This window comes from Pontibacter sp. T17 (assembly GCF_057219875.1).
The window spans coordinates 912061-938980 of sequence record NZ_JBXVVW010000002.1; the positions used below are offsets into that span (position 1 = coordinate 912061).

Consider the following 26920-nt stretch of genomic DNA (forward strand, 5'->3'; position numbering starts at 1 on the left):
CCATCGCATGTTTCTCAAGCAGCATACTATCCAGCAGCCCATTACGCTGGAAGGCCGTGGCCTCCACACGGGTGAGCCCAGCCGTATTACCATTCATCCTGCCCCTGAAAACCACGGCATCCAGTTTCAGCGCGTAGACCTGCCAGATAAGCCGATTATCCCCGCTGATCTCGACCACGTTACCGACCTCTCCCGCTCTACCACTCTCGCCATTGGCGATGCACGCATTCACACAGTAGAGCATTGCATGGCCGCCCTCTCCGGCATGCAGATCGACAACGCCCTCATCGAAATTTCAGGCATTGAACTGCCCATCCTTGACGGCTCCGCGCTTGACTATGTACAGGCCATTCGCCGCGTTGGCACCGCCGAGCAGAAAGCCAACCGCGAGTTCTACGTCATCGACGAGCCCATCCACTACCAGAACAACGAGCGCCAAATCGATGTCGCAGCGCTCCAGTTCAACGACTATCGCGTAACGGTGATGGTGGATTACAATTCCAAAATCCTTGGCATTCAGCACGCCACCATGGTGCGCTTTGAGGATTTTGAGACCGAAATTGCCCCTGCCCGCACGTTCTGCTTCTTCCACGAACTGGAAGCCCTGCTCAGTGCAGGCCTTATCAAAGGCGGCAGCACCGACAACGCCATCGTCATTGTAGAGAAGGACGTACCCGCGGCCGAGCTGCACAAGGTAGCTACCCTCTTCAACAAGCCCGACGACATGCCCGTGCTGAAAGCCGGCATTCTCAATAACGTGGAGCTCCGCTACCAGAACGAACCCGCCCGCCACAAACTGCTGGATCTCATCGGCGACCTCGCCCTCATCGGCACGCCGCTCAAAGCACAGATTCTGGCCGCCCGCCCTGGCCACGCCTCCAACATCGCCTTCGGCAAGCTGGTCAAGCGCCAGATCAAGCAGAAGAAGCTGATCCGCAAATACCAAACCGCCGAGAGCGAAAACCAAGGCTTCGTGTTCGACATCAACGCCATCCAGAAAATCCTCCCCCACCGCTATCCCTTCCTGCTGGTGGACCGGATCAAGTCGTTCGACGGCCAGACCATCGAGGGCATCAAGAACGTCACCATCAACGAGCCCTTCTTTGTGGGCCACTTCGATGGAAACCCCATCATGCCCGGCGTGCTCATTCTCGAGGCCATGGCACAGGTAGGCGGCGTGATGCTGCTCCAGATTGTCGACGAGCCCGAAAATCACTGGGTCTACTTCGGCGCCATCGACAAGGCTCGCTTCAAAAAGCCTGTTGTGCCGGGCGATCAGCTGGTCTTCAAGCTGGAAATGCAGAGCCTGCGCCGCAACATCTGCAAAATGTATGGCCGCGCCTACGTGGACAACACCCTCGTAGCCGAAGCCGAGATGATCGCCAGCCTCGTCAAGCGAAGCTGAGCCCCTACCCCATGCTGCGTCTGCTGGGCTCCCAACTCGGGCATCGGTTCGCGGGCCACTGGCTCTTCCGCCAGTTGTCGTTCGACGTACCGCCCGGTGGCAGCCTGGCAGTGCTGGGTCCCAACGGCAGCGGTAAAAGCACCGTGCTGCGCATGCTGGCAGGTCAACTGGCTCCTGCAGAAGGCGAACTCCAACACCTTACTGTCGCGGGTACGTCTGTTCCCCCAGAAGACATCTACCGCCAGGTGTGTTGGGCCAGTCCGGCCGTAGAGCCTTATACCGCCCTCACTCTTGCCGAGGCGCTGGACCTGCACTTTCGCTTTAAACGATGCCGCCATGCCAAAGGCAATGACGGCGTTATGGAAGCCATTGGCTTGCAGGCGCACGCGCATAAACCGCTTCGGCAGTTCAGCAGTGGCATGCTGCAACGCGTAAAGCTGGCACTGGCACTTTACAGCGAAGGCGCACTGCTGCTGCTCGATGAACCCACCGCCAACCTCGACGAAACAGGCTCGGCGGCCATGCTGGCCCTCATCCGCCAGGAGCAGGCCGGCCGCACGCTGGTACTGGCCAGCAACCTCGCCCGCGAGTACACCGACATCCCCCTGCGCATACACATTGCGCCACCCTCCGCCTGACTTCCATCGGGGTTCCGTATCTTTGTACCCCGCTGAAAAACTGGCCCTGTAGTTCAACGGATAGAACAAGCGTTTCCTAAACTCTAGATCCAGGTTCGATTCCTGGCAGGGCTACCAGCTGCAAGCCGCCTCCCACCGAGGCGGCTTTTCTGTTGACCACCAACGAATAACCCCTTGATTTAGCACAATGCTAAACGTCGCCCTAACCTTTAGCATTTTTCGATTTTTTGCTAAAACAAAAATTCAAGCGCTTCTTTATCAATTAATTATAAGCAGCGTTGCAACTGCAAAATCTGCTTCGGTCACTGGTCCCCGATCGGTGTCCAGAATGAAGCGATAGGTACCGTTTTCCTCGGCACTCTGCGTAACAAACTTGCCATAGCCCGTCCCAACTCGACCGTCGGGCTGTACATGGCGCAGCCGATAGTAGCCCACATCCGTCACCACACCACCTGTCACCGACCGGTGCAGCAGGGCAAAATCCAGCACCACCTTTCCTCCCGCTTTCCCAATCTGCTGCAAAAAGCCGCCCAAATGCTCCTGCACTGCCGTTTGCCCGTTCAACGGCCCTTGCTCGGTTACATACACGGCCTTTTCTGCGTAAGCATTTGCCAGCTGGGAAGGGTCCAGATCGGCATAGGCCTTGGCCAGCGCTTTGTATGGTGCGTTATATGCCGGGTTGGTCATCAGCGCCGACTGGCCGTAAAGCGATTGGCCCAGCACCAGCAGCAGAAGGCAGTAACAGAATGTGCGCATGCCCTAAAAATACAGGCCGTCACAAACCAAACTCCGCGGGCAACATTCTTTAACCTAGAGTACCAAACAAAAACAGCCACCCTTTCAGATGGCTGTCTGCATTCTATCAGCAGCACTTACACGTGCTTGATGCCCAGTTCTTTCAGCGACTGCTCGGGTACAATGGCAGGGGCGTCCAGCATTACGTCGCGACCCGACGACGCCTTGGGGAACGCAATGACATCGCGGATGGTGTCGCCACCAGCGAAGAGCATTACCCAGCGGTCGAAGCCGAAGGCACAGCCCCCGTGTGGCGGCGCACCATACTCGAATGCCTTCAGCAGGAAGCCAAACTTCAGCTCTATCTCCTCGCGGGTCAGGCCCAGTTTGTCGAAAATCTTGTTCTGCGTCGCCTGGTCGTGGATACGGATACTGCCAGAGAGCACCTCGCTGCCGTTCATCACAAAGTCATAGCAGTAGGCGCGGATCTTCAGCAGGTCGTCGGGGTTGCCACTGTCCAGCAGGTGGGCGTCTTCGGGATTGGGCGCCACAAAGGGGTGGTGCACCGGCACAATGGCACCCGAGTCGGCATCCTTCTCGAACATCGGGAAGTCTACCACCCAGAACACTGACCAGTCGCCGTCCTTGCGCAATCCCTGGCGGTTGGCAATCTCCAGTCGCAGTTCGCCCAGTGCACGGCGCACGATGGCGGTAGTGTCGGCCACCAGCAGCAGCAGGTCGCCCGGCTTGGCGTTGAAGGCCGCCCCCATCTGACGCAGACCTGCTTCGTCGTAAAACTTGTCGATGGAGCTCTTCACACTTCCGTCTTCGCCAAAGCGAATCCATACCAGGCCTTTGGCCCCGGCCTTCTGGCCTTTGGCAAACTCGGTAAGGGCGTCAATATCCTTGCGGGTATAGGCGGCGCAGCCTTCAGCGTTGATGCCAGCCACCAGCTCGGCGCTGTTGAACACACCAAACTCCGACTGCGGCAGTAAGCCTGTCAGTTCCACAATCGGCATACCGAAACGCAGGTCGGGCTTGTCGCTGCCATACTTGCGGATGGCGTCCTGGTACGTAATACGGTCAATCTCCACGGTAGCAGGCACCCGGCGGGCGATGTCCTCTATGCCGTTGGTGGTGGCCCAGGTGTTGACGCTGGCAAACATGTGGCGCACCAGGCCGCTGAACATCTCCAGCACATCTTCCTGCCGCACGAACGACATCTCGCAGTCGATCTGCGTAAACTCGGGCTGACGGTCGCCGCGGAAGTCCTCATCGCGGTAGCACTTACACAGCTGGTAGTAGCGGTCCATGCCGGCCACCATCAGCAGCTGCTTCAATATCTGCGGGCTTTGGGGCAGGGCGTAGAAGGTGCCGGGGTGCAGGCGCGAGGGCACTAGGAAGTCGCGGGCGCCTTCGGGTGTGCTTTTGATGAACGTCGGCGTCTCGATTTCCAGAAAGCCCTGCCCGTCCAGATACAGGCGGGTGGCTTTGGCCATCTGGGCACGCAGCACCAGCGACTGTGCCACCTTGGGGCGGCGGATGTCGAGGTAGCGGTATTGCAGGCGCAGGTCTTCCAGGCCGTCGGTTTCGTCTTCTATCAGAAAGGGCGGCTGGGTAGCGCCGTTCAGCAGCACCACCTGGCTGGGCACCAGCTCCACCTCGCCAGTGGGCAGCTTGGGGTTCTTGTTCTCGCGCTCACGCACAGTGCCCACAGCCTGTATCACAAACTCGCGGCCCAGGCCTTTGGCAACCTCGTAGGCATCCGGATTCACGTCCTTGTCGATGGCCAGCTGCGTGATGCCGTGGCGGTCGCGCAGGTCTACGAAGATGAAGCGGCCAAAGTCGCGGGAGCGCTGCACCCAGCCGCACAGCGTGGCGGGCTGGCCTGCGTCGGAGAGCCGAAGCTGGCCGCAGGTGTGGGTGCGCAGGGTGGTGGCGGTAGCAGATACGGTGCCCATAGCGGCTGCAAAGGTAGCGCACAGCAGGCGTGTTCACAATTCTGAATAAATAATCAAATTTAGTTTGTTCTATAAAGAATTTCAGGCATAGAACAATTGACAAATTTAGCGAATAAAGTAACAAAACTAGAATCCATAATGTCTGGTCCATGCGTACAAACGTCCAGAATCATTCTTATTTCTCTTTCTAATCTACAATTAAAAATAGAAGAAGTATTTAACATAAATATAAGAAACTCACCTCTAGGAAAACGATAGCGCCACTCTGCATGCTCAGGCACAACTCTCAACTCATCTTCAATCTCGTAATATCCATTATGCATTTCAGCACTAGTGATATATACTCCATCAAAATAACCAGCTTGATACTCTTCATTTCCATTATTTAAAAAAGGACCAAGGCTAGAAATTTTTACAATGATAAAATTAGTGTACAAACTATCAGAACGATAAGCCCAAACTACTTCGGGATATATTTCCCACCCAGACTCACTATCACCATCTTTTACTTTCCAATTATCTCCAATCTTGCTAAAGCCACAATGCATATCCCCCCCACTAAAATAGTACCACATTCCATTCCATTTCCTTGAAGAAAGAGCATCAAACATCCTATTTATCTTATTTCGGTCAGAAGTACTTACTGAGCCATTTTCAAAAGAAGGAAACGTTCTACTGATAACATCTGCAAAAGCATATTGCTCTTCCCAAGCTTTTTGACTTTCGTCGATATAACGTCTACTAGTAGACATTTCATTGTGAAAATGATCTATTTGATCTATTGACTCAAATCTATCGTCTTTTCTGATAGACAGACACTGCCCAATAATTCTATCATACTCTTCAATTGACGAATCTATTTTAAATAGCTCAGCCAAATTTCTTCTCCCCTCACCCCTACACAGCTCTCCAAATACAAACCAATAAAGCACCTGACCAAAAGAGTAGATATCAGTTCGCTGATCAACTTCAATGCCTAAACTTGGAGCTTGCTCAGGTGCGTTAAATTCAAAGTTTGCCAGCCGTTCGCCTTCCTTAGTTATTGAATCAGGATAATCAATAAAATGAGCAATACCAAAATCACCTAGTACATATCGCTCACCATCAAAGAATATATTCTGAGGCTTGATATCGCGATGAATAATACCCGCATCATGTAATGATTTCAGGCTGACCAGCAAATCATCATATAGTTTTTTAAAATCTTCAAACTTAGGAGACCCATCTCTTTTCAGAATACTTTTATAAAGTTTCATGATTATTATATAGAAATCATGAGTATCAATACTTATCCTATCAAAATCATAGTATACAGCCACATTCTTAACTTCTTTAGAAGCTACCAGAAAATATTCCCGTTTGAATCTCTCCAGTTTCTTGGCGTCATAGTTTATCAGCACTTTAACGGCCACATCTGTTTCATACAATCGCCCGCTAAAAACAACTCCATTGGCAGACTGTCCAATCTCTTCACAGGAAGAAATAGTGCCCAAGCTAACCGGAAGTGAATACCGATTATCTTTTAAATACTTACGAAATACAGATGCTCTATTCTCCATCATATGAGCAATATAGCAGAAGAACGCTCATAAATATCTCCCCCCCTACTGCAAGCCCAGCCGCTCGCCGTCGGCGGGTATCCGCACCCGCTGTGCCAGCCCCACCCGGTGCATAGCCTCGGCCAACTGGCTGCATGTCAGCAGGCAGTGGTTCACCGTCTCCATGTGTACGGCTATCACCTGGGCTGTGGGCAGTGCTTCGGCGGTCTTCTGTACATCGGCGGCCGTCATGGTAATGGGGTCGCCAGTGAGGAACTGTGCTGCACCCGCGTTCACCACCACCCACTCGGGCTGGTGCTGGCGCAGGGCGGTTTCTACTTCAGTGCAATAGATGGTGTCGCCGGCAATGTACACCTTGCCACGGCCAGCCGTCACCACAAAGCCGGACACCGGGCCCATCTTCGCGCCAATCTCCCCCGTCCCATGCTGGCCGCTGGTGCGCCACAGCGTCAGGCCCTTCCAGTCCAGGCCGGTCTCGGCCACTTCCACCACCTGCGTAAAGCCCTTCTCCCGAATGGCCGCAGCCGCATGTGCGGGCGCAAGGATGGGCTTGTCTTTGGCGATGCGCTCAATGGCCACAGCATCCCAGTGGTCGCGGTGGGTATGGGTTACCAGCACGGCATCTACTTTGCGCAGCAGCGTTGCCAGTTCGGCATCATCCATCGGCAGGTCTACCATGGGGATACGCGTGCTGTTGGCGGCATTGCCTATCGGGTCCATCGCTGCTTTGGGCGCCAGCATGGGGTCTACCAGCAGACGCCGCCCACCGATTTCCAGCACCAGCGTAGCGTGGCGCAGCAGACGCAGGCGAATAGGCGGCTGTGCCAGGGCCATGAGGCGCGAAGGAAATCCAATGGCCGCGGCTGCCAGTGCAGACAGGCTCAGAAAATGGCGACGGGTCATGGTATCAAGGTAAACACCGTGCGGAAAGAAACATCACCCCACAGGCCGCGAATACCCTACTCCTCTTCCACCACTTGCAGCCCGCGCTTGCGGCGTGCGTTTTTCAGCAGGCGGTTGATGTACAGAATCACCCCCGAGACGATGAACGTAGCGCCGATCATACAGGCGAGAAAGCCAATGATGCGCCCCGGCATTCCGGCTATCGAGCCCGTGTGCAGCGGGAACATCATGGAAGAGAGCTTCTGCCCGGCGTTCTGGTCTTTGTACAGGCGGGCTTTCAGGGGCGCGCCAGTGGTGGGATGGTAGAAATACTGGTCGGCGGCGCGCTCATGGGGCGCCGACACTGGCAGCACCCGTACCGACACCGTCCCCAGCGTATCCTCTGGCAGGTTAAGGCTCAGGGTATGGTAAGGTCCCGCCTGTGCTGCGGTCTGCGCTATCATTTTGGCATACAACCCTGCGGCTGCGGGTGGCCGCACTGAGCCACTGTCAAGTGTTACGGGCTTCAGGGTCACGCGCTCGGTCCCGGTGATGGCATAGATACCTTTTATATAGGTATCGCGATAAGACCAATAGAGGGCGGTGAATGCGAACACAAACAGAAAAAGGGCAGCATAAAAGCCCAGCGAAATGTGCAGGTCATGGTTCAGGCGCTTCCAGCCAGCACTCCACTTCACCTTAAGCCGCTGTTTCAGTTGTGCTTTGGTGCGGGGCCACCATTCGATGATGCCCGTGAGCAGGATAATCAGGAAGAGCAGTGTCGATGCGCCGGTAATAACCTTGCCGGTATCGCCCATTGCCAGCCAACGGTGCCAACGGAACATGACATCGAAAAAGGAACCCTGCCGCCGATATTGTCCCGTTACTTCTCCGGTATAGGGGTTCACGAACAGATTGGGCGCACCCCGGCCATTCAGGTTCAACTGCCACGCCATGCCAGGGTCGCCAGGCACTGCAATGCTCTGTATCTGGCGGCCGAGTAAGGTGGTGTCCGTCTGAGAGGCCAGCCAACGATTCGTCTGTGCCAGCAGGCTGTCTGCCGTCATGGGTGGGGCACTGGCAGGAACCGTCACATAATACCGCGACGGATTGAAAAGGTGCAAAAGCTCTTTCTCAAAGGCCAGCATCGCACCAGTAAAGCACATGATGCTGATTACCATGCCAGCGGCCAGCCCCAGATACAGGTGCAGTTCGAGAAACAGACTACGCTTGGGAGATGTAGACATACGGGTTTGCTTGTACCTCCTCACCAGTTCCAGGCGAGAAAGGGACGCAAGTTTAGGCAATATCCCCCTATGTAGATTCAGTCTAATTTGCGAATCATCCTACAGGTTCTTGTAGTAGTACAGGAAGGGGTCGCGGTGCCATCCTAGGTTTTCATACAGCTGCTGCGCACCTGCATTGGCCATCTCTGTGCAGAGTGTCAGGCCTTTGGCGCCAATCTCGCGGGCATGCTGCTCGGCGCGGCGCACGAGTGCCTCGGCAATACCCCTACGCCGCGCCAACTCCAGTACGAACAGGTCGTTGAGCACCACCACCTTCTTCAGACTGACGCTGCTGAAGCCCTGATAAAGCTGCACGAAACCCACCAGACGGTCGCATTCGGCATCATGCGCCACAAAGACGGTGCTTTCGCTGGCCGCCAACCGATCTATCAGCCATTGCCGGCAGGCAGACACGCTGCTGGGTTGACGGTAAAACTGCCGGTAAGCGTCAAACAGCTCGGCTACCGCTTCGAGGTCAGCAGGTTGGAAGGCACGAATGGTCATATCGCAAGCAGGGAAAAGCGTCAGTTTTTAAGAAAAATATTAACATTCTTCAGATCTGCGGAACCAAAACAGGCAGCCCACAGGCAGGAGAGAACACCAATCTGTTAACGTTTTTTAGGTAAAATTTAACATTCACTCAAAAACAGCCTACCAGAAAAACGAAACGTTCATTTCCACAGACACGTCTAGACTGTTGATTCTGAGTAGGCAAAATCCGGTAGGCTATTGCATGTATCGATTAAGAATCCTTAACATTGTTTAACAACCTCGCGGAACTTCTGCTGCGGTCTTCTGGGGAGACACGCACGGTGTCAGCGAGACAACCCATCCTAACTCCAACCCTATTAACAGTTTTTACGCTTCACAAATGAAGAAGTTCAAGTCCCTGCCAGTGGCCCTGGCCCTTCTGGCAGCAACCGCTGTAGGCTGCTCCCAAGACAACATTGCACCCGACAGCAACAACCAGAACACTACTCAGGCAGAAAAAGCGTTCAAGAGCCGCTACATCGTAGTGCTCAACGATGACGCCCTCACCCTGCCAGCCGAAGTCAAGTCGCTGATGGCCCAGCGCCCCAGCCGTCTCGAGAAATCCCTGGGTGAAATCCAGGCTCGCTACGAAAAGGTTAAAGGCGCACACATGAGCGCAATGTCGCCTCTCTTTGGCGCCATCGGCCTCAGCCAGGAAAAAGTAACTGGCGTATATGCCTTTGCCGTAACTGGCTTCGCCGCCGAACTGACCGATGCCCAGGTTGCCGCCCTGCGTCGCAATCCGCTGGTCAAGTACGTGGAAGCTGACCAGGAAGTACAGCTCGAAGCCGTAGAAGTGCTTGAGCCCATCACCCTCACCGACAAGGCCCAGACCACGCCTTACGGCATCACCAACGTAGGTGGCGCTGTAAACGCTGCCGGCCTCAGCCGCTGGGCTTGGGTTATTGACTCGGGCTGTGACATGAACCACCCCGACCTGACCATCAATACCACTTTTGCACGCTCTATCGTCGACAGCACGCCTGAAGACGGAAACGGCCACGGTACGCACGTAGCGGGCACCATCGCCGCCCGTAACAACACCATCGGTGTGATTGGCGTTGCTGCCGGTGCTACCATCGTACCTGTGAAGGTATTCGGCGCCAGTGGCTCCAGCTCCAACTCCATCATCGTAAGCGGTATCGACTACGTTACTGCCAACGCTGAGCCCGGTGACGTAGCCAACATGAGCCTGGGTGGTGGTGCTTCTTCTACCACTGACAACGCTGTGCTTCGCCTGGCTGCTGCGGGTGTGCATTGCGCCATTGCCGCTGGTAACAGCGCAGTAAATGCTGCCAACACCAGCCCCGCCCGCGTAAACGGCACCCGTATCTACACCATCGCTGCCCATGACGTGAACAACCGCTTTGCTTCCTTCAGCAACTACGGTCGTCCCCCCGTCGACTTCAGCGCTCCTGGTGTGTCGGTTTACTCTACCTACCGTGGCGACACCTACGCTACCCTCTCTGGCACCTCGATGGCTACGCCCCACGTTGCTGGCATCCTGCTCGCAAACAACGGCACCATCTATGCCAAGGGCACCGTTACCAGCCGTGGTGTAACCTATCCCCGTGCTTCACGTATCCCCTAATCGGGAATACGCCTGCACCAGGAATTCGTCTGACAGAACGACTCTCCCCAGCGCACAGCCCCGGAATTCCGGGGCTGTCTGCGTTAAAGGGGCTATGCGATGGCGGTGTGCTGCTTAGAGCACAATGAGTGCTTCGTCAGGCATGTCATCGGTAGCCGAAAGCGTTACCTGCTGCTTCAGCCAGCCTGGCAGATTGTCGCAGGCGCGCAGGTCGCGAAGCGTCGACACGCGAATGGTACGGTTCCATCTCATGTTCTTGTCCTCCATCCGAATCCGGAAGACTTCACAAGCCTCGGCAGAGGACCTAAACTTGGTAACGGCTTTCAGATACAGGTCAAACGACATGGGAATGCGGGGATCCAGTTCATTGGCGCGTTGCAGATACCCTACCGCCGTGCTGTCGTTCTCTACCAGCAGGCCGTGGCCGGCAAAAAAATTGATGCGCGCACGCCCCGAATCTGTCGGCGGGATATAGCCATAGTCCATAGCCATCCGGGCGATGTATCCTGCCTTCGTAGTCCGATTCATGGAATCCTGTCGGGCTGCCTCAGACAGAAACGCCCGGTGCAGCTGCCGCACGTTCAGGTTCGCCAGATACTGAATGTCCCACGGGTCGCTGCCCCAGGGCCGCCGGGTCTTGATGATTGAGTCGGTGATGAGCTGCATGGTTTCCAGATTGTCCATCACGCGGCCATTCTCGCCTCGCATCTCGTTCACGATAGCCCGCAGCAGATAAGCATCCGGATTACGCTTCTCCAGCCGCATATAGTGCTGGATGTTGTGATAGGCATGAGGGGCATCGTTGGTATCCACGTATGCCACTGCACGGTAAAACAGCGCCCGCTTCTGTGATGAATCTGTGTTGAAGGCGGCATAGAAAAGATTGGCAGCCTTCAGGCACTCCTGCTTCGCCAGATGAACATGCGCCCGCAGGTAGATAGACGGGCTGTGTGTAGGCCCAAATGCCTGTCGCAGGCTGTCGGCCAGCCGTTCGGCGGCCAGTGTGTCGCCAGCCAACAGAAGGGTTCGGCCCAGCGCCACTTTGGCTTCAGCGGTAGCGGCACCCTCCAGCACAGCCGCTGCCCGAAAATGCCGGAGAGCCTTGCGGTAGTCGCCCTGCATCACCCATGTTTGCCCTACCAGGTAGTGCTCCTCGTAACTGGCGGCAGTGGCGTCCAACCTTTCCAGCTCGGTCCCGGCATAGGAACTTCCATAGGACAGCGTAGTGCGAAGTAGTTGATAGTCGCGGTTGCGGCTGTACTGGTAATAACCGTAGTAGCCACCGCCAATCAAAGCAACAAAGGCTACCAACCACAGAATACCTGATGTTTTCCTGAACATGGGGACGCAATAGGAGTTATCCCCTCAAGATACAGGCCCGATTGCCAACCGCCAACCCGTCTAGCCCATATTCCAGACAGCGACCAGAAAGTAAAAGACCGACACCAGCGACATCAGCAGGTAATACACCATAAAAAGCGCACCGAATTTCAGCAGCGTCCAGGTCCAGGACTGGGCATAGAAACGCCGCAACGCCAGTACGATATACCATGCCAGCCAAAGCATGGCTCCGGCTACCACCAGCAAAACGTACTCTTCGTCGATGTCGTTGAGGTTCACCAGCACCATGAATGGCAGAAAGGCTACGAAGGCAAATGCCTGGGTGTGAAGGGCAAACGTCAGGTGGGCCACATACTGCCCATATGACCGGAAGTACAGCGCCCACAGCAGCAGTGCCAGCACTGGCAGCAGCGTAAACATGGAAATGGGCAGGTACTCCACTACGCTCTGAATCAACTGGCTGGGGCGCGACTTACGCATGTGCTCGTTCAGCCGGTGCTCTACCTGCCACCAAACCGAGGTCGAATCTTTGCTCGGCGTACCAAAAGAAATACGTGGCCCCCGATAGGTAGTCTGTGTCTTGTGGGAAGTATCGGCAGTCGTAAGGGCGGCAGCCGTGTCACGCACTACTGGCAGGCTTCCCTTGGCACTATCGGTCATTGCCAGCGCCTTCTGCCTTCGGCGTGCCTCCAGTTCCATCTGCTGTTTGCGGTCCAGCTCTTCCAGCGGCACATCCACCGAGGCGTTCACCTTCAGGTTGTGGGCCACGGTAAACGACACCAACACAAACAGTACCACGCTGATGTTGAGGTACATTTTTACAGGCGCCACATATGAAGCCTGTCGGCCGGCTATGTATTCGCGCGACAGAAAGCCGGGCCGGAAAATCAAGGGCCAGAGGGTCCTGAATATCTTGGAATCCAGGTTGGTAACAGCCTCTATGGCTTCTCCCAGAAACCCGGTACGGCTGCGGGCACTGCGGTCGCGCTGGCCACAGTTATGGCAGTACTCGCCCTGTAGCGTGGTGCCACAGTTCAGACATTTGCCGTAGGGCTTGCGATGGGCAGGTTCCTCCGGGGCAGGTTTTGGCTTTGGGCGGTCCAGAAGGGCCATGCTGCAAATAACTGAAAGAAACCACTGCCCACACTTGCGTTGCAGGTACTTGGCATCCTATTTTCACATCATTGCATGAAACACCTTTTACCCCGACTGGCTCTCTGGATATCTGTACTCTGCCTCGCCACGCTCACATCGTGTGGCGGAGGAGGTTCTGACGCCCCTGCCCCGCAGCCTACTACAGGCAAGGTTGTCTTTTGGGTAAATGGTAACAATGTCATCACGACGTCTGATCCTGCCATTGTTGTGGTAGGAAACTCGCAGGTTGGCTCAATCACTGTGAGCCGCACTGCTGCCCCTACCGTCTTCAATCTGTCGCCCGATGTTGCCTGGGCCGACCTCGCCGCAGGCAGCTATACATACCGTGCCTTTACTGCCTCGGGACAGTTTTGGACTGGCACCGTAACCCTGACCAATGGTCAGAACACCGTGGTGGAACTTCGCAGTCAGAATACCGGACGCGTAACCTTCTGGGCCAGCAACATCGGCAACACCAACAATGCCAACATCCGCCTTATTCTCGACGGCATTGACACGCTGGGCACCCTCAGTGGCCGGCTTGGAACTGCACCTGCCTGTGGCTCCGGGGCCTCTTTTGTACGGCCTGTTGGAAATTATTCGTATATTGCGCTGTCAGTTGATAACAAATGCCAGTGGTCTGGCTCCATCAATATAACTGCTGGAGGATGCACGATACAGGAACTAGCAGCCTGTAACTGATTGTTCTAACAGCAAAAGAGTTTGAGTGTGAGTGAGAGCTCCGGACGGGAAACCGCCGGAGTTTTTTTTTCAAGCCCCCATGCTACAGAACCTCCGCCGCCTCGTTGCCCTACTGCTGGTATTAGCGGGACTCGTCATACTTGCGCAGTATTTCAAATATCCCCGCACCCACCTGATTGGCGATTGGAACGGCCCTAATGGGCAAGCACTCGTCCTCAACGCTGACAACACGGGTCTCTGGTATCTGCGCGATTCGCTCGGCAATATCAACACCTACGGCTTCACCTACCACTATAACTCGGGCACTTCGCCAGCCGAGTTCGACCTGACCCGTTTCGATAAAGGCCCACTTGCTGGGCACAGCCTGTTCGGAATCATTGAGGTTGCACTTGACGGTAAGTCCTTCCGGTGGGAATACGAACTGGCCGACTCGCCCGCCAGCCGTCCCAGCCAGTTCAACCTTTATAAGGCGCAGCGCTTCACAAAAGCAGACTGAGCCAGGCGGGCTTTTGCTTTTGTGAGTTGTTGCTTGCTGCTGCCAGGCGATTTCCTGCCGCGTGAATTTTCCGCATAGCCTGCTTTCCTTTCGAGGGCCCTGCAACCGGGGACGTTGTGAACTACAGGGCGCCGTTGCAGTCAGCGCAATACTTCGCCCTACATGGGTTCAGCGCCAATCTGTTAAGGCTTAAGCCTGATAGCACCACGGCGTTCGTTCCGGCGCGGAAGGGGGCCTCAACCAAACGCTCTTCAACGAACTGGCAGCGCTGGCACAAACTGACGCGCCGTCGCTCGCCCTGTCTTACGTCACTGGCACCACCAGCAGCACGTAGTCGTCATGCTGGGCGGCCATGCCTCCGCAGGCCCGCAGTTGCTGCCGCACAGCAGTTACCTCCCAGAATCCAGAAGCGTGAAATAACAGTCGATATGCTAATTATTGCTGTACAAATCGGCAATGCCAATAGGAAATTTTCTAGTTCAGAAGTTATTAAAATCAAAATAATGTCATTAGTAGTATGGATACCCCTAACAAATGTAAATTTCGAGTTTAAATCTACACAGCATGCAATCATCCAATCCAACAACTCCAGCGGAAATGATCACATACTGGGCAAAGCAATGGCAATCGGCTGGTATAGAACCAGGTGACCTTTTGCTGATACACAGTTCGGCAAGCAGAACAATGAAAGCTGCTAAAGAGCTTGTAAAAGACATTACACCAACCCATTTAATGGAGTCATTCCTCGAAGCAGTTGGAAAAAAGGGAACTGTCCTGTTTCCACTATTTAATTTCGACTGGCCGAAAGGTACAGCATTTGATATGAGAAATACGCCTTCACAAATGGGAGCGATAACTGAGGCGGCAAGATTACACCCAGCGTCTGTACGAACTGGACATCCTATATATTCTTTTGCTGTAATTGGTGAGCGGCAGAATGAATTTGCCAATATTTGCAACACAAGTGGCTATGATGCAGAGTCTCCTTTTGCCTTACTTCACAGATTAGATGGAAAAATCGGTATTCTTGATTTAGTCGATCAAGACAGTATGACGTTCTATCATCACGTCGAGGAAATGAATCAGGTTGAATACCGATACTTTAAAAAATGGACAAATGCATATACTGATCTCAATGGAAACACATCAGAACGAACATTTAGTTTGTTCGTCCGAGACATTGAGCGGGGTATTTGTACAGACGTTAATCGAATGATGGAGCATCTTTGGAAGAAAAATTTCTACCAAGGACAGCGTCCAGGAATCGGGCATGGGTTCCGTTGCATCAGAGCGAAAGACCTGTATATGGAAACCGAGATGGTAATCCAATCTGGGAAAGCACTTGACTTCCTCATATCAATCAAAAAATAATATGCATACGCCTGAATTGATCGAAAGCTATTTCGATCGTCTGTGGCCTATTAATCGAAGCCTCACTGGCGATGGTGTCCTGAAAACTCTGGACATCATCGCGGAGTTGGTCCCTAATCTTGAACGAATTGAGATACCAAGTGGAACAGAGGTATTTGATTGGACGGTCCCATCAGAATGGAATATCACTAAGGCATGGATAAAGGGGCCAGATGGAAAAAAAATTGTAGACTTTGAAAATAATAACCTGCACGTTGTAGGATACTCTGAGCCATTCTATGGCAAACTGACACGTGAGCAACTTATGCCTCATATCTATTCACTGCCAGAGTACCCAGATTGGATACCATATGTGACTTCCTATTATAAAAGAAGATGGGGATTTTGTATGACGCATAATCAAAAAAACAGTCTCCCCGAAGGTGAGTATGAAGTAATGATTGACTCCGATTTGAATGAGAATGGAGTAATGACAATGGCGCATGCCATTTTACCTGGTATAACAGAAAAAGAAATACTGATCAGCACCTATATCTGTCATCCATCAATGGCAAATAACGAACTTTCAGGTCCGTTGGTTGCCAGTTTTCTCTACCAGCTGTTATCAAAAATACCCAATCGCCGATATACTTATCGATTTGTTTTTGTACCCGAAACTATTGGCTCCCTAACCTACCTTTCGCTCTATGGAAATCAGCTAAAGGAAAATCTAGTTGGTGGATTGGTGGTAACCTGTATTGGTGATGATAATCCATTTACTTATAAGCAAAGTAAAAGAGGAGACTCACTGATTGATAGAGCAGCAGAAGCATATCTTTCAGCACGGTACCCAACGACAAAAATTAGAAAGTTTTGGCCTATGGGTAGCGATGAGAGGCAGTATTGCTCTCCTGGTTTTGACCTACCTGTAGGGTCTATAATTCGAAGTGTGTATGGGGAGTTTAAGGAATACCATACATCAGCAGATAATAAAGACTATATATCTTTCTCTGCATTGTCAGAATCTATCAACACCTGCTATGGCATTATTTCCCTAATTGAAGCTAATCAATATTTCGTACGTACAGAACCACACGGAGAGCCTCAATTAGGAAAACATGGCCTTTACCCATCTGTAGGTGGTCCTAAATCAATCGAATCAAGAGTAGCAGCCCTTCTTTGGCTGCTAAATTATGCAGATGGAAAGCATGATGTAATCGATACCCTCAATGCCTCTCGATGTAATCCAACTGACATTCTTGAAGGTCTGCAATCGCTTCTGGCAGCAAAAATCATCTACCCGATGCCAGTAGACTCCCTACAAATGGCTTAAAGGATTAAGCCGCAATCTTACCTTTTTAGCTACGCCATCTGCATCACGCCACCGGCAGCACCATCAGCACGTAGTCATCGTGCTGGGGGGCCATACCGCGATAGGCCCTGAGCTCCTGCCGCACAGCGGCAATCTGCGCATCGGGGGCTTTTTCCAGGGAGTTCCGCAGCCAGGCCTCCCACTTGGCCGCAGGCACCGGATTACCATCTACGTTGGGCTGCGACGATATCCCCGGCGTGTGCAGAATCAGTCGTCCGCCCCGGCGCAACACCCGTTGCAGCCCCAGCGGATCGCTGGCCGTCCGTTCGGGCGATACCAGCAGCTCCAGCTTGCCATTCTCGGCCCACCATACGGCGCAGCCATTGGCTGCAAGATGCAGCGCCATGCCGTCTGTATGCGGTTGCAGTTGCAGCACTGCCAGTTGTGCCAATTCCGGCTGCTGCTCTGGGGCGGCGCTGTACAAATGCTCGGCAAAGCCCAGCAGCACCCGTGCGGGTTCGGGCGGCGCAGGGGCATCCTTCACCAGAAACTCCAGTGCCGAGTGGCCCAACACTGCCATCAGCGCAGCAGGCACCCCCAGGCCCGGACAGTCGGCCAGGCCCAGATACAGCAGTCCATCGCGCTGGAAAAAGTAGTAGAAATCGCCGCTCACCTTCTCGGCGGGTTCATATAGTGCAGCTGCTGTAGGCAGTGCCTTTGTTACCTCCTGCTGTGCCGGCAATATGGCTTCCTGAATGCGCCCGGCGTACCGCAGGCTGTCCTGTATGTCGCGGTTCTGTTGGTCTATGGTCTGGGTCCGTTCGGCAATTCTCGCTTCCAGCAGGTCGTAGAGCTGAGCGTTGGCCAGCAGCGGGCCCATCTGTTGGCTCACCAGATGCGCCAACTCCTGCTGTGCTTTGGAGGGCATGGCAGTTTGGGGCCACCACAGTATCAGTTCGGCCGCATCCCCTTCAGTCGTTACCACATCCCAACGCAGGGTATGCCCTTCAAGCTGCCCAAGCTGAAAGTAAGGAGCGTTTGGAGCGGGAAGCGATAACTGACCGCCACAAGCGGCAGTCTGCTCCATCAGCGCCGTCAGCAACACTGGAGCCAGCTGAGACAACCCCTGTACAGCCTGAACCCGTTCCAGCGTGTTACGCAGTTGGTTCAGAATGGCCAGTCGTTCGGTCAACTCGCGCTCCTGTGCAAACGACAGCGCCGCCTGTGCAATGGTCTGCCGAAGGTCTTCGGCTACCCAGGGCTTCTGCACATAGCGATACAGACCACCCGTGTTGAGTGCCCGGCCAACAGCCTCGGCGCTCGCCTGGCCAGTCAGCAGTATCTTCCGTATCTGCGGATTCATCTGCTGCACCGCCACCATCAGTTCGTCGCCACGCATGCCTGGCATCAGGTGGTCCGATACCAGCACAGGAACGGCCACCCCCTGCTCCTGCAGTTCCAGCAGCAGTTCCAGACACTCTTCGCCACTCTGCGCTATCTCTATAGTGTAGGCAGCACCGAAGGCATCTTCCAGTTGGTCTTTCAGGCTGTCGAGAATGACTTTCTCGTCGTCTACGCAGACAATGGTGGGGCGCGGCATTAGGTTAAAAATCGTGGTTTTCCATCCCCCAGACAAGGGCCATTCGGCCCGGAAGTGTTAAGCACAACCTTATCTGACAAAATATAGGCATTAACCATTTTTTAGTTGGAAACGAGGCAGCCCGCCCGCACTTTTGTATTGCCATAAGCAATAATATGACGTACGAAAGTTCCTCTGCTTCTATGCCTGTACTCATCGAAACTTCGCCAAACCTAGCCCAGCGCCTCGCCCAACTGCCCGAAGAAGCGCAAATACCTTTCTGGCAGCGGCTTCAGCGCCTCAACGACTCGCTCCACCAGCAACTGGCCGCTGCGGAAACCCGCGTCACGGCCCTCACGGCTCGCCAGCGTGCCGAACTCCATCTCCTCGATTCCGTCTGCCAGGCGTGGCATGTGCCTGCGCGCCTCATCCTCTCCCGCAGCCGTCTTGGCTACGTCATTCAGGCACGCCGCCAGTATGCCGCACTGCTACATACTGTGCTTGCGGCCTCCCAAAGCCAGATTGCCCGCCTGCTCAACCGCAGCCGCAAAACCATCGCCAAGCTACTCCATTCCCACTACCATGACCTCTACACCTACCCTGCCTATGCCGAGCGCTTTGGCCGCTTGCTCCACCGCAACACCTCTGTGCCCCATGCAAAATATTGCTGAAACCAATAAAATAACCCGCCGCCATTTTCAGCGGGCCAACTACCGCATAAGGGTGCAACTGGACCACCGTGCCCGGGTTTTTGCCCTGCCCGGAAGCCGACTCCGGCACGCCTTGGCAGCACTCGCGGCCTGGCTCAAGGCCCATGCACCGGGCGGTGGCTGGGCTGTACAGGTAGAATTGCCAACCGGACGTCTGCTCCGTGGCTGGAAGCGGACCGGCACTCACACCCTGCTGCCACATTGGCCCACCGCTGTTCGCGAGGTTCTTTACGCGGCACAGGCCAAAGCCCCACCAGCCTTTTCTACCTGGGCCTGGCTGCGCGAAGCCGCCAACCACGCCAACTATTCTGCCGGTAGGCCCTTGCGCACCCCCATATCACTGCCCCGCATCCCTTCACGCTCCTCTCTCTGATCCTTATCCCTGTTCCCAATGTCATTGCCTACCCATTTTCCCCGCACCGACCTGCGCCGCGCTCGCAACAAAGCCCTTCGCGAACGCTTCGACGTCCTGTACAACCAGCAGCGTCTTCGCCTCGATGATGTCATCGAGCGGCTCTCGCGCGAGTTCTTTCTGGCGCCTTTCACTATCGGCCGCATCCTCAAATACCAGCCCTGATGCCCATGTATGCCTTTCTGCTGTGGCAGCAGGCCCAGCTGGCAGCAGCCTTCCCTGCCATCCTCTGGGAAGGCACCGCTCCTGCTGGCAAAGCCACCCTCCCCCACTATCTGCCGCTGGCTTCACTCACCGCCCACAGCCAGGAGCCGCGACCCGCACCCGCAGGTCTTCAGCGCCATTGGGTAACGCTGAAACTGCACTTCATGGCCGCAGCCACCAGCAGCCACACAGCCCCGGTAACCACCACCGACGATACCCTGAAATCACTTCTCAACTGGCTGAACGCCAATGCCACTGAACTAACCACCCCACACTTTACACTGGGCCAACTGGTGGTGGCGGCCCTGGAAGCACAGCCTGCCCCACACGGTGCCTTTGCCTGCGTGCTTACCCTGCAACGCCTGGTGCAGACAGCGTTGCCAGCCGCAGGCTGAGGGCCTTTTTGCATCTTGCATGCTGCCATGCGCACGCGTTTTGCTCCCAGCCCCACCGGCCACCTGCACCTGGGCCACGTAGCCCACGCGCTCTTTGTGTGGGGCTGGGCGCGCCTGGCTGATGCAGAGATCCTGTTGCGTATCGAAGACCACGACCTGCCACGTTGCCGGCCCGAATACACCGACAGCATACTCGACGACCTGCGCTGGCTGGGCTTTGAGCCTACTCACTGGGCCGAACCACTCCGGCAAAGCCAGCAACCCCAGCGATATCAGCTTACACTGGACCAATTGCAGCAGCAGGACCTGTTGTATGCCTGCGATTGTAGTCGCGCCGACCTCCAGCGCCGCTGGGAACAGCGCCTGGGACACCCTCCTGCCAAAGACACCGAACTGCCCTACGATGGCCACTGTCGCAGCCGGAAACTGCCTTTCTCCGGACAGGTTGGGCTGCGTGTAAAGCTGCCCGACACTGCCACTACCTTTTCCGACCTGCTGCTGGGCATACAAACCCAACAGCCCAGCGGCGATACCCTCCTCCGCGACCGCACAGGCCTCTATACCTACCAGTTCTGTGTGGTAGTAGACGACCTGCACCACAATATCACCCATATCGTGCGTGGGCAGGACATTCTCGGCAGTACAGCCCGTCAGCTGGCACTGCGCCAGTTGCTGGCACCCCATGTGCCAGCACTTCAGTTTCTACACCATCCGCTTCTCCTCACACCTGACGGCCGCAAGCTGTCCAAACGCAACCGCGATGCGGGCCTGGGACACTATCGGCTGCAGGCTGGCGGACCTCAACAGGCCATGGGCGACGCCCTTGCAGCAGCTGGACTTATGCCCGAAAGCCGTCCACTACAGCTGACGGAGGCATGGGAAGTGGTGGCTTTATGGCTGGAAACCCATGGGCGCCAGCGCAGCAGCGTTTAACTGGAGCAGTAGATGCAACCTCGCTTCAGCCCGGGCATCTTTCGTGCTGTACGAATCCTCACTCAACTTAAAACATGAAAGCTACCCTTCTGTATCGCTCGCTGCTGGGCGGCGCTTTCCTGCTCACAGCCCTCTCGGCCCAGGCTCAGACCGGCGACCCCTGGATCGACTCCAGCCCCAACCGCAACAACCCGCCTGCCACCACACAGCCCGCCCGATCTTCGTCGGACGACTGGCGCACCCGCGACCGCGACCGCCGCGACCGTGACAATGACCGCTACTACCGCGACAACAACTACTACCGAAACTATCGCTACCGCGACAATGACGAAAGCGTCATCTTCCGTGATTCCGATGTAGGGGCCTTTGGCAGTTTCTTCATGGAGTTTGGCCAGCTCAACGGCGGCGACAACTTTGTGACCTTCACCGGTGGCGGTGGTGCCCTCACCTTCAACAAGAGCTTCTTCTTCGGTGGCTACGGCCAGTCGCTGGTAGGCGGTGTACAGAAAGTGCCCACCGGCGTCATTGACTTTACCGGCCGCGATGATCTTCAGCTGTCCTTTGGCCATGGTGGTTTTTGGCTGGGTGCGGCCTTCAGCCCACGCAACGCCATCCACATTACCATCTCCACCAAACTGGGTTGGGGTGGTGCCAGCTGGGAAGACAGCGGCGGTAACACCGTGCTGAACCGCGACCGCGTTTTTGTCGTATCGCCTGCTGTAGGCGTCGAGGCAAATATCTTCTCCTGGATGAAAATAGATCTCAGTGGTGGCTACCGCATCGTTTCGGGCCTCAACGTGCCCGGCATGAAGAGCACCGACCTCGACGGCTTCAACGCCAATCTCGCTTTCAAGTTTGGCGGCTGGTAAGCCCCGCCTGACCTCTCTGCTTTTTTCTCCAATCTCTCTCAGCAAAGCAACGGCCACGGGTTTCCGTGGCTGTTCTGTTTATGATGGAAGCCGAGACGGCACAAACGCGGCAACGCCTTCAGCCTTTCACAGCCTTGATTTCCACCGCCAGGCCAAACGACTCTTCGAAAAGCTCCAGATTGCTCAGCGCGGCTTCCACCTCTATGTCTATCTCCTGTGGTGCTACCACTTCTATCAGCAGGGAGGGAAACATGCCACTGCCTTTCACTTTCACACGCAACTCTTTGGCCAGCCCCCGGTGGCCACGGTCCAGACTGTCGGCTATCCGAAGCATCCCCGCCAGACGGCGCACCACGTCCTTGTGCTCCTTATACAGCATCTGGTAATGAAAGTGCTCACGGGTGGGCAGGCTTTTACGATGATAGCGCACGATGTTGGATATCAGCAGCAGTTCGTTGCTGCTGAAGCCCCGCAGCCCACTGTTCAGCACAATGTACTGGCCATGCTTATGGTGTCCACTGCGGTTGATGTAGTGACCGATGTCGTGTAGCAGCGCCCCGTATTCCAGCAGCTCGCGCTCTTCTTCACCATAGGCATGAAACTCCTTCAGGGCGTCAAACAGCTGTAGGCTCAGCCGGGCGGTAATGCTGGCATGCCCCTGATCATAATTGAAGCGTTCGGCCAACTGCTTCACCCCCTGCATCCGTATCGACTTCTCGCGATGGTCGTGCAGCCGGTCGCGCTGCGTTTCCAGATAGTCGGCCAGAATACCCTCTTTCAGCGCATAGGAAGAGGTTGTGATGTATTCGATATCCAGCCGTTCCAGCACCCAGTCTACCAGTATGGCACCCATCAGCAAGAGATCCACACGGGCGGGGTCCATGCCTGGAATGTTGAGGCGCTCGGGGCGGGGAAGGGTCAGGATACGCCGCAGCACTTTCCGAAACTTCTTCCGGTCCCACTTATAGCCGTTGGGGTTCTCGGCACTCAGCAGGTCCTGGTTGTCGTGGGCAATAATGGCCGCCAGCGTTTCAAAAGAGCCAGAACTGCCAATGATGCGCTTCACGCCAAAGTCGGCTATCTCCTGCATCAGCTCCTCGGCCTGTATCGCAATGAGCGTGCGCACCTGTTCTATCTGCTTCGGGGTGATAGGGTCGGCGGGGTTCACCTGCTCCAGCAGACGAGCCGCCCCCAGACGCAGGCTCCTCAGCAGCTTGGCCTGCTGGTGGTTGCCCACGATGAATTCCACCGAGCCGCCGCCGATGTCTACCAGCAGGACGTCTTCGTCGTAGGGAAACTGCACCCCACGACGCACTCCCTTGTAGATGAACAGCGCCTCTTCGTTGCCGTTGATCACCTTGATGTCGATACCGGCTTCGGCTTTAGCGCGCTCCACAAAGTCTTTGCCGTTGCTGGCGCTGCGGATGGCACTGGTGGCGCAGGCCAGCGTCTTGGTCACATGGCGTGAGTCTATCAGCTTACGAAACCGCTGAAGTGCCGCAATGCCCCGCTCAAAAGCTACCGGTGCGATTACACCCGAATTGATGCCGCCCTCGCCCAGTTTCACCATCTCTTTGAACTTCTCCCGGATGACGTAGTCGTCCGAATCGGTCAGTTCTACAATCAGCAGGTGGAACGTATTGGTTCCCAGGTCGATGATTGCAATCGACTCATTGGCGGGGGCCGCCTGGTAAGAGGCGGGTTGTGTCGGAGGCGCAAAGTCGGCTGGCATCGGCAACAAAGGTAGAACCCCGGCCCGAACATTCCCTGTGGATAGTCAGGTTCCAGCCTGCAAGTTTTCAACTGTCAGCCTGTCGTGGGTCAGGCAGCAGGATCGTCGGTTGGCGGCACCTCTTCGGCATCGCGCCGCGCCCACTCGGCCTGTTGCAGTGCTATTTTCTTCAGGCGCTTCTGTTCCTCGCGCCAGCTCACCAAAATGCTGATTTCATAGAGCAGCAGCATCGGCACCGCCAGCAGCAACTGTGACATCATCGAGGGGTCAGGCGTCAGAATACCCGCCAGAATAAGAATCACCACCACCGCATGGCGGCGATAGTGCCGCATAAGGGCAGGTGTAACAATGCCTAGCTTGCTCAGCACCCAGATCAGCACCGGCATTTCGAACAGCAGCCCGCCCGCCAGCGATATCTGCACAATCAGCGAAATCACCTCGCCGATACGCCAGATGTTCTCTACCTGTGGTGCCAGCTGAAACGTGGCAAAAAACCGCAGCGTAGCTGGGGCAATAACGAAGTAGCTGAACAGTACCCCGAGAAAAAACAGCAGACTGACAATCGCTACCACACCCTGGGTAGCCTGAATTTCGCGCTTGCGCAGGCCCGGCTTGATAAACCGCCACAGCTCCCACATGGCATAGGGGAACACCACCACTACCGCACCGATGAACGCTACCAGAAGCGCTTTAGTGAACTGCTCGCTGGGGTCAGTGGCCTGGAGCGTCACTTGCAGTGGCTTGGTATCGCACAGGGCTGGGTCGATGCGGCACAGTGCCTGGTTGGTAACAAAATCGGGCTGGAGAGGGCCCAGCACCACATACTGCATCACCCACTGCAGGTTCACGAAGATGACAATCATCATGACCAGCAGGGCTGCGGCTACCCGGATAATATGCCAGCGGAACTCCTCGAGGTGCCCGAGGAACGACATCTTCTTGTCCGGATTGGGGGTGGGCTTGGCGAACAGTGCCATGGGCCGCAAAGTTATCGTTCTTCCGCACTCAACACCAAACAGATGGCGCAACAACATTTTGGCTTGCGGGAACGGGACAACCGTATATTTGCGCAATGCGTAACATCGTCCTCTTCGGCCCGCCCGGCGCGGGGAAGGGCACCCAATCGGCCCGCCTGCTTGAGCGCTACGGCCTGGTGCACCTCTCCACGGGCGACATGCTCCGCGCCGAAATCGCTGCCGGGACCGAACTGGGAACCCAGGCCAAGACGCTCATCGACGAGGGAAAACTCGTGCCCGATGCCGTCGTTATCGGTATGATACAGAATAAAATTCTGGCCAACCGCCAGGCTGCCGGCTTCGTCTTCGACGGCTTTCCGCGCACCGTAGCCCAAGCCGAAGCGCTGGACCACATGCTGGCCGAGAACGCCCTCGCCATCACCTGCATGGTAGCCCTTGAAGTGGAAGAGCAGGAACTGGTAAACCGCCTCCTGAAGCGCGGGGCCGAGCTCGGCCGTTCCGACGACACCGAGGAAACCATCCGCAAGCGCTTCAATGAGTACATGGCCAAAACCCTCCCCGTAGCCGACTACTACCGCGGGCAGGGCAAGTTCTACTCGGTGCCTGGCATCGGCCCCATCGACGAGATCAGCCAGCACATCGAAGCGGCCATCGACACCGCCATGGCCAAAGCCTGAGTGCGCCGCTGGCACACCCTACAGCCGCCTGCCATCCCGCAGGCGGCTTTTTCTGCTTATGCCCCTCTCGGGCACACAGCAGGGTTGCACCACAGGCAGGGAAACCCGCATCTTGCAGCCTCTATCTTCCCTGCCCCCTCCATGTCTGCCCAGCCCACCTATCTGCTTCGTAATGTATTGGCCGTCAACGAAGGGCGCACCTTCGAGACCGACGTCCTCATCCGTCACGGCCGCATCGACCGCATGGCCTCCGGCATCACCGCCGCCGCCGATTACGTCATCGAGGGCCGCGGCAGGCTCCTGCTGCTGCCCGGCCTCATCGACGACCAGGTACACTTCCGCCAGCCCGGCCTCACCCACAAAGGCGACCTCTTCACCGAAAGCCGCGCTGCCGTAGCCGGGGGCATCACCTCCTACATGGAGATGCCCAATACAGTGCCCCCCGCCACTACACAGGACCTGCTGGCCGACAAATACCGCTACGCCGCCGAGAGCAGCGCCGCCAACTATGCCTTCTACATCGGCGCTGGCAACCACAACCTCGACGAACTGCGCCGCACCGACCCCACCCGCGTGCCCGGCATCAAAATCTTCATGGGCAGCTCTACTGGCGACCTGCTCGTAGACAACCCTGCCGCCCTCGAAGGCATCTTCCAGCTTTCGGGCGAAACCGGCATTCTCATCGCCACGCACTGTGAAGACGAGCCCACCGTCCGCGCCAACACCGCCGCCTACCGCGAACGCTATGGCGCCGACGCCCCAGCTCGCGTGCACCCCGAAATCCGCAACGCCGAAGCCTGCTATCTCTCGTCCAGCAAAGCCGTAGCCCTGGCCAAACACTTCGGCAGCCAGCTCCACATTCTGCACATCAGCACCGCCCGCGAACTCGAGCTCTTCCAGCCTGGGCCCCTCAAAGGCAAGAAGATTACCGCCGAAGCCTGTACCCATCACCTCTGGTTCTCCGACGAAGACTACGACCGCCTGGGCAACCGCATCAAGTGGAACCCGGCCGTGAAAACCGCCGCCGACCGCGACGCCATCTGGCAGGCCCTCCGCGACGGCCGCATCGACGTGCTGGCTACCGACCACGCGCCTCACACCATCGAGGAAAAAGCCAAGCCTTACTTCGACGCACCCAGTGGCGGGCCGCTGGTGCAGCACACATTGCAGGCCCTCATGGACTGCGTGAAAGCCGGCCGCCTGACCGTGGAACTGCTGGTTGAAAAAGCCTGCCACGCCGTGGCCGACCGCTTTGGCGTAGTGGAGCGCGGCTATCTGCGCGAAGGCTACCACGCCGACCTCGTCCTGTTCGACCCCGCACTGCCCCACACCGTCACCCGCGAAAGCCTGCTCTACAAGTGCGGCTGGAGCCCCTTCGAGGGCCATACCTTCAGCGGCACCGTAGTGCACACCTTAGTCAACGGCCACCTGGGGTGGAGCGAGGGCAAACTACTGCCTACGCCTGTGGGCCAGGAACTGCGCTTCACACCCCGTCAATAGGGGCTTTCC

The 26920-nt window shown here is 56.1% G+C and carries 26 protein-coding genes and 1 tRNA gene; 16 read left to right on the top strand and 11 right to left on the bottom strand.

Going from position 1 to position 26920, the window contains the following annotated elements; translation table 11 throughout:
• The first annotated feature begins 7 nt into the window (after window positions 1-7).
• From AC2D8O_RS11910 to AC2D8O_RS11920, 3 genes are all read left to right on the top strand, one after another.
• Window positions 8-1405: a bifunctional UDP-3-O-[3-hydroxymyristoyl] N-acetylglucosamine deacetylase/3-hydroxyacyl-ACP dehydratase gene (locus AC2D8O_RS11910; RefSeq protein ID WP_484679049.1), complete on the top strand. Its 1398-nt coding sequence runs from the start codon at window positions 8-10 to the stop codon at window positions 1403-1405.
• 11 nt (window positions 1406-1416) lie between these two features.
• Complete coding sequence (locus tag AC2D8O_RS11915; protein ID WP_484679050.1) at window positions 1417-2043, top strand: ABC transporter ATP-binding protein; 627 nt, start codon at window positions 1417-1419, stop codon at window positions 2041-2043.
• A gap of 42 nt (window positions 2044-2085) precedes the next feature.
• Window positions 2086-2160: transfer RNA gene (locus AC2D8O_RS11920), tRNA-Arg, on the top strand.
• A 141-nt stretch (window positions 2161-2301) separates the two neighbouring features.
• Here the strand turns inward: AC2D8O_RS11920 and AC2D8O_RS11925 are convergent.
• From AC2D8O_RS11925 to AC2D8O_RS11950, 6 genes are all read right to left on the bottom strand, one after another.
• Window positions 2302-2799, bottom strand: a complete 498-nt coding sequence (locus tag AC2D8O_RS11925) for a YybH family protein (RefSeq protein ID WP_484679051.1) — start codon at window positions 2797-2799, stop codon at window positions 2302-2304.
• 116 nt (window positions 2800-2915) lie between these two features.
• Entirely contained in the window at window positions 2916-4739 is a 1824-nt protein-coding gene (gene aspS / locus AC2D8O_RS11930) for an aspartate--tRNA ligase (RefSeq protein ID WP_484679052.1), read from the bottom strand.
• 59 nt (window positions 4740-4798) lie between these two features.
• A complete protein-coding gene (locus AC2D8O_RS11935) occupies window positions 4799-6301 on the bottom strand; it encodes a serine/threonine protein kinase (protein WP_484679053.1) in 1503 nt (500 codons plus the stop codon).
• A 42-nt stretch (window positions 6302-6343) separates the two neighbouring features.
• The gene (locus AC2D8O_RS11940; protein ID WP_484679054.1) at window positions 6344-7201 is read right to left on the bottom strand and encodes an MBL fold metallo-hydrolase; all 858 of its coding nucleotides are present in this window, start codon (window positions 7199-7201) and stop codon (window positions 6344-6346) included.
• Between the two features lie 56 nt (window positions 7202-7257).
• Window positions 7258-8427 (bottom strand): PepSY-associated TM helix domain-containing protein, encoded by a 1170-nt coding sequence (locus AC2D8O_RS11945; protein ID WP_484679055.1) that lies wholly within the window; start codon window positions 8425-8427, stop codon window positions 7258-7260.
• Between the two features lie 99 nt (window positions 8428-8526).
• Window positions 8527-8970 (bottom strand): GNAT family N-acetyltransferase, encoded by a 444-nt coding sequence (locus AC2D8O_RS11950; protein WP_484679056.1) that lies wholly within the window; start codon window positions 8968-8970, stop codon window positions 8527-8529.
• A 367-nt stretch (window positions 8971-9337) separates the two neighbouring features.
• Between AC2D8O_RS11950 and AC2D8O_RS11955 the strand changes: the two genes are divergently transcribed.
• On the top strand, window positions 9338-10588 hold the full coding sequence (locus tag AC2D8O_RS11955; RefSeq protein ID WP_484679057.1) for a S8 family peptidase: 1251 nt from the start codon (window positions 9338-9340) through the stop codon (window positions 10586-10588).
• Window positions 10589-10702: 114 nt separating this feature from the next.
• On the opposite strand, the gene AC2D8O_RS11960 is transcribed toward AC2D8O_RS11955, so the two are convergent.
• Window positions 10703-11929 (bottom strand): tetratricopeptide repeat protein, encoded by a 1227-nt coding sequence (locus AC2D8O_RS11960; RefSeq protein ID WP_484679058.1) that lies wholly within the window; start codon window positions 11927-11929, stop codon window positions 10703-10705.
• A 60-nt stretch (window positions 11930-11989) separates the two neighbouring features.
• Window positions 11990-13042 carry a DUF3667 domain-containing protein gene (locus AC2D8O_RS11965; protein ID WP_484679059.1) on the bottom strand — a complete coding sequence of 351 codons (1053 nt, stop codon included), beginning with the start codon at window positions 13040-13042 and terminating at the stop codon, window positions 11990-11992.
• Window positions 13043-13117: 75 nt separating this feature from the next.
• Here AC2D8O_RS11965 and AC2D8O_RS11970 point away from each other — a divergent pair, with 75 nt between their 5' ends.
• The 4 genes from AC2D8O_RS11970 (at window position 13118) to AC2D8O_RS11985 (ending at window position 16944) form a co-directional block, all read left to right on the top strand.
• Window positions 13118-13765, top strand: coding sequence for a hypothetical protein (locus AC2D8O_RS11970; protein WP_484679060.1), 648 nt, complete (start codon window positions 13118-13120; stop codon window positions 13763-13765).
• Between the two features lie 79 nt (window positions 13766-13844).
• Window positions 13845-14261 (top strand): hypothetical protein, encoded by a 417-nt coding sequence (locus AC2D8O_RS11975; RefSeq protein WP_484679061.1) that lies wholly within the window; start codon window positions 13845-13847, stop codon window positions 14259-14261.
• Window positions 14262-14825: 564 nt separating this feature from the next.
• The gene (locus AC2D8O_RS11980) at window positions 14826-15632 is read left to right on the top strand and encodes an AAC(3) family N-acetyltransferase (RefSeq protein WP_484679062.1); all 807 of its coding nucleotides are present in this window, start codon (window positions 14826-14828) and stop codon (window positions 15630-15632) included.
• A gap of 1 nt (window position 15633) precedes the next feature.
• Window positions 15634-16944 carry a DUF4910 domain-containing protein gene (locus AC2D8O_RS11985; protein WP_484679063.1) on the top strand — a complete coding sequence of 437 codons (1311 nt, stop codon included), beginning with the start codon at window positions 15634-15636 and terminating at the stop codon, window positions 16942-16944.
• Window positions 16945-16987: 43 nt separating this feature from the next.
• On the opposite strand, the gene AC2D8O_RS11990 is transcribed toward AC2D8O_RS11985, so the two are convergent.
• Window positions 16988-18523, bottom strand: coding sequence for a response regulator (locus AC2D8O_RS11990; RefSeq protein WP_484679064.1), 1536 nt, complete (start codon window positions 18521-18523; stop codon window positions 16988-16990).
• Between the two features lie 182 nt (window positions 18524-18705).
• Here AC2D8O_RS11990 and AC2D8O_RS11995 point away from each other — a divergent pair, with 182 nt between their 5' ends.
• The 6 genes from AC2D8O_RS11995 to AC2D8O_RS12020 all read left to right on the top strand — a co-directional run bounded on the left by AC2D8O_RS11995 (window position 18706) and on the right by AC2D8O_RS12020 (window position 22025).
• Window positions 18706-19173: a hypothetical protein gene (locus AC2D8O_RS11995; RefSeq protein WP_484679065.1), complete on the top strand. Its 468-nt coding sequence runs from the start codon at window positions 18706-18708 to the stop codon at window positions 19171-19173.
• Entirely contained in the window at window positions 19157-19585 is a 429-nt protein-coding gene (locus tag AC2D8O_RS12000) for a hypothetical protein (protein WP_484679066.1), read from the top strand. The genes AC2D8O_RS11995 and AC2D8O_RS12000 overlap by 17 nt, the downstream gene beginning before the upstream one ends.
• Before the next feature lie 18 nt (window positions 19586-19603).
• The gene (locus tag AC2D8O_RS12005; RefSeq protein ID WP_484679067.1) at window positions 19604-19789 is read left to right on the top strand and encodes a hypothetical protein; all 186 of its coding nucleotides are present in this window, start codon (window positions 19604-19606) and stop codon (window positions 19787-19789) included.
• On the top strand, window positions 19789-20223 hold the full coding sequence (locus AC2D8O_RS12010) for a hypothetical protein (RefSeq protein WP_484679068.1): 435 nt from the start codon (window positions 19789-19791) through the stop codon (window positions 20221-20223). Before AC2D8O_RS12005 ends, AC2D8O_RS12010 begins: the two co-directional genes overlap by 1 nt.
• A 27-nt stretch (window positions 20224-20250) precedes the next feature.
• Entirely contained in the window at window positions 20251-21156 is a 906-nt protein-coding gene (locus tag AC2D8O_RS12015; RefSeq protein ID WP_484679069.1) for a glutamate--tRNA ligase family protein, read from the top strand.
• A 74-nt stretch (window positions 21157-21230) separates the two neighbouring features.
• A complete protein-coding gene (locus AC2D8O_RS12020) occupies window positions 21231-22025 on the top strand; it encodes a hypothetical protein (protein WP_484679070.1) in 795 nt (264 codons plus the stop codon).
• A gap of 118 nt (window positions 22026-22143) precedes the next feature.
• Here the strand turns inward: AC2D8O_RS12020 and AC2D8O_RS12025 are convergent, their stop codons facing one another.
• Both AC2D8O_RS12025 and tatC read right to left on the bottom strand, forming a co-directional pair.
• A complete protein-coding gene (locus AC2D8O_RS12025; protein WP_484679071.1) occupies window positions 22144-23757 on the bottom strand; it encodes a Ppx/GppA phosphatase family protein in 1614 nt (537 codons plus the stop codon).
• An 89-nt stretch (window positions 23758-23846) separates the two neighbouring features.
• Window positions 23847-24734, bottom strand: coding sequence for a twin-arginine translocase subunit TatC (gene tatC / locus AC2D8O_RS12030; RefSeq protein ID WP_484679072.1), 888 nt, complete (start codon window positions 24732-24734; stop codon window positions 23847-23849).
• Between the two features lie 95 nt (window positions 24735-24829).
• On the opposite strand from tatC, the gene AC2D8O_RS12035 reads away from it, so the two are divergent.
• A complete protein-coding gene (locus AC2D8O_RS12035) occupies window positions 24830-25411 on the top strand; it encodes an adenylate kinase (protein ID WP_484679073.1) in 582 nt (193 codons plus the stop codon).
• Between the two features lie 141 nt (window positions 25412-25552).
• The gene (locus AC2D8O_RS12040) at window positions 25553-26911 is read left to right on the top strand and encodes a dihydroorotase (protein WP_484679074.1); all 1359 of its coding nucleotides are present in this window, start codon (window positions 25553-25555) and stop codon (window positions 26909-26911) included.
• Window positions 26912-26920: the final 9 nt, after the last annotated feature.

Coding starts and splice junctions, on each gene's coding strand:
- AC2D8O_RS11910 (WP_484679049.1), top strand. CDS start 8: ATGTTTCTCAAGCAGCATACTATCCAGCAGCCCATTACGCTGGAAGGC.
- AC2D8O_RS11915 (WP_484679050.1), top strand. CDS start 1,417: ATGCTGCGTCTGCTGGGCTCCCAACTCGGGCATCGGTTCGCGGGCCAC.
- AC2D8O_RS11925 (WP_484679051.1), bottom strand. CDS start 2,799: ATGCGCACATTCTGTTACTGCCTTCTGCTGCTGGTGCTGGGCCAATCG.
- aspS (WP_484679052.1), bottom strand. CDS start 4,739: ATGGGCACCGTATCTGCTACCGCCACCACCCTGCGCACCCACACCTGC.
- AC2D8O_RS11935 (WP_484679053.1), bottom strand. CDS start 6,301: ATGATGGAGAATAGAGCATCTGTATTTCGTAAGTATTTAAAAGATAAT.
- AC2D8O_RS11940 (WP_484679054.1), bottom strand. CDS start 7,201: ATGACCCGTCGCCATTTTCTGAGCCTGTCTGCACTGGCAGCCGCGGCC.
- AC2D8O_RS11945 (WP_484679055.1), bottom strand. CDS start 8,427: ATGTCTACATCTCCCAAGCGTAGTCTGTTTCTCGAACTGCACCTGTAT.
- AC2D8O_RS11950 (WP_484679056.1), bottom strand. CDS start 8,970: ATGACCATTCGTGCCTTCCAACCTGCTGACCTCGAAGCGGTAGCCGAG.
- AC2D8O_RS11955 (WP_484679057.1), top strand. CDS start 9,338: ATGAAGAAGTTCAAGTCCCTGCCAGTGGCCCTGGCCCTTCTGGCAGCA.
- AC2D8O_RS11960 (WP_484679058.1), bottom strand. CDS start 11,929: ATGTTCAGGAAAACATCAGGTATTCTGTGGTTGGTAGCCTTTGTTGCT.
- AC2D8O_RS11965 (WP_484679059.1), bottom strand. CDS start 13,042: ATGGCCCTTCTGGACCGCCCAAAGCCAAAACCTGCCCCGGAGGAACCT.
- AC2D8O_RS11970 (WP_484679060.1), top strand. CDS start 13,118: ATGAAACACCTTTTACCCCGACTGGCTCTCTGGATATCTGTACTCTGC.
- AC2D8O_RS11975 (WP_484679061.1), top strand. CDS start 13,845: ATGCTACAGAACCTCCGCCGCCTCGTTGCCCTACTGCTGGTATTAGCG.
- AC2D8O_RS11980 (WP_484679062.1), top strand. CDS start 14,826: ATGCAATCATCCAATCCAACAACTCCAGCGGAAATGATCACATACTGG.
- AC2D8O_RS11985 (WP_484679063.1), top strand. CDS start 15,634: ATGCATACGCCTGAATTGATCGAAAGCTATTTCGATCGTCTGTGGCCT.
- AC2D8O_RS11990 (WP_484679064.1), bottom strand. CDS start 18,523: ATGCCGCGCCCCACCATTGTCTGCGTAGACGACGAGAAAGTCATTCTC.
- AC2D8O_RS11995 (WP_484679065.1), top strand. CDS start 18,706: ATGCCTGTACTCATCGAAACTTCGCCAAACCTAGCCCAGCGCCTCGCC.
- AC2D8O_RS12000 (WP_484679066.1), top strand. CDS start 19,157: ATGCAAAATATTGCTGAAACCAATAAAATAACCCGCCGCCATTTTCAG.
- AC2D8O_RS12005 (WP_484679067.1), top strand. CDS start 19,604: ATGTCATTGCCTACCCATTTTCCCCGCACCGACCTGCGCCGCGCTCGC.
- AC2D8O_RS12010 (WP_484679068.1), top strand. CDS start 19,789: ATGCCCATGTATGCCTTTCTGCTGTGGCAGCAGGCCCAGCTGGCAGCA.
- AC2D8O_RS12015 (WP_484679069.1), top strand. CDS start 20,251: ATGCGCACGCGTTTTGCTCCCAGCCCCACCGGCCACCTGCACCTGGGC.
- AC2D8O_RS12020 (WP_484679070.1), top strand. CDS start 21,231: ATGAAAGCTACCCTTCTGTATCGCTCGCTGCTGGGCGGCGCTTTCCTG.
- AC2D8O_RS12025 (WP_484679071.1), bottom strand. CDS start 23,757: ATGCCAGCCGACTTTGCGCCTCCGACACAACCCGCCTCTTACCAGGCG.
- tatC (WP_484679072.1), bottom strand. CDS start 24,734: ATGGCACTGTTCGCCAAGCCCACCCCCAATCCGGACAAGAAGATGTCG.
- AC2D8O_RS12035 (WP_484679073.1), top strand. CDS start 24,830: ATGCGTAACATCGTCCTCTTCGGCCCGCCCGGCGCGGGGAAGGGCACC.
- AC2D8O_RS12040 (WP_484679074.1), top strand. CDS start 25,553: ATGTCTGCCCAGCCCACCTATCTGCTTCGTAATGTATTGGCCGTCAAC.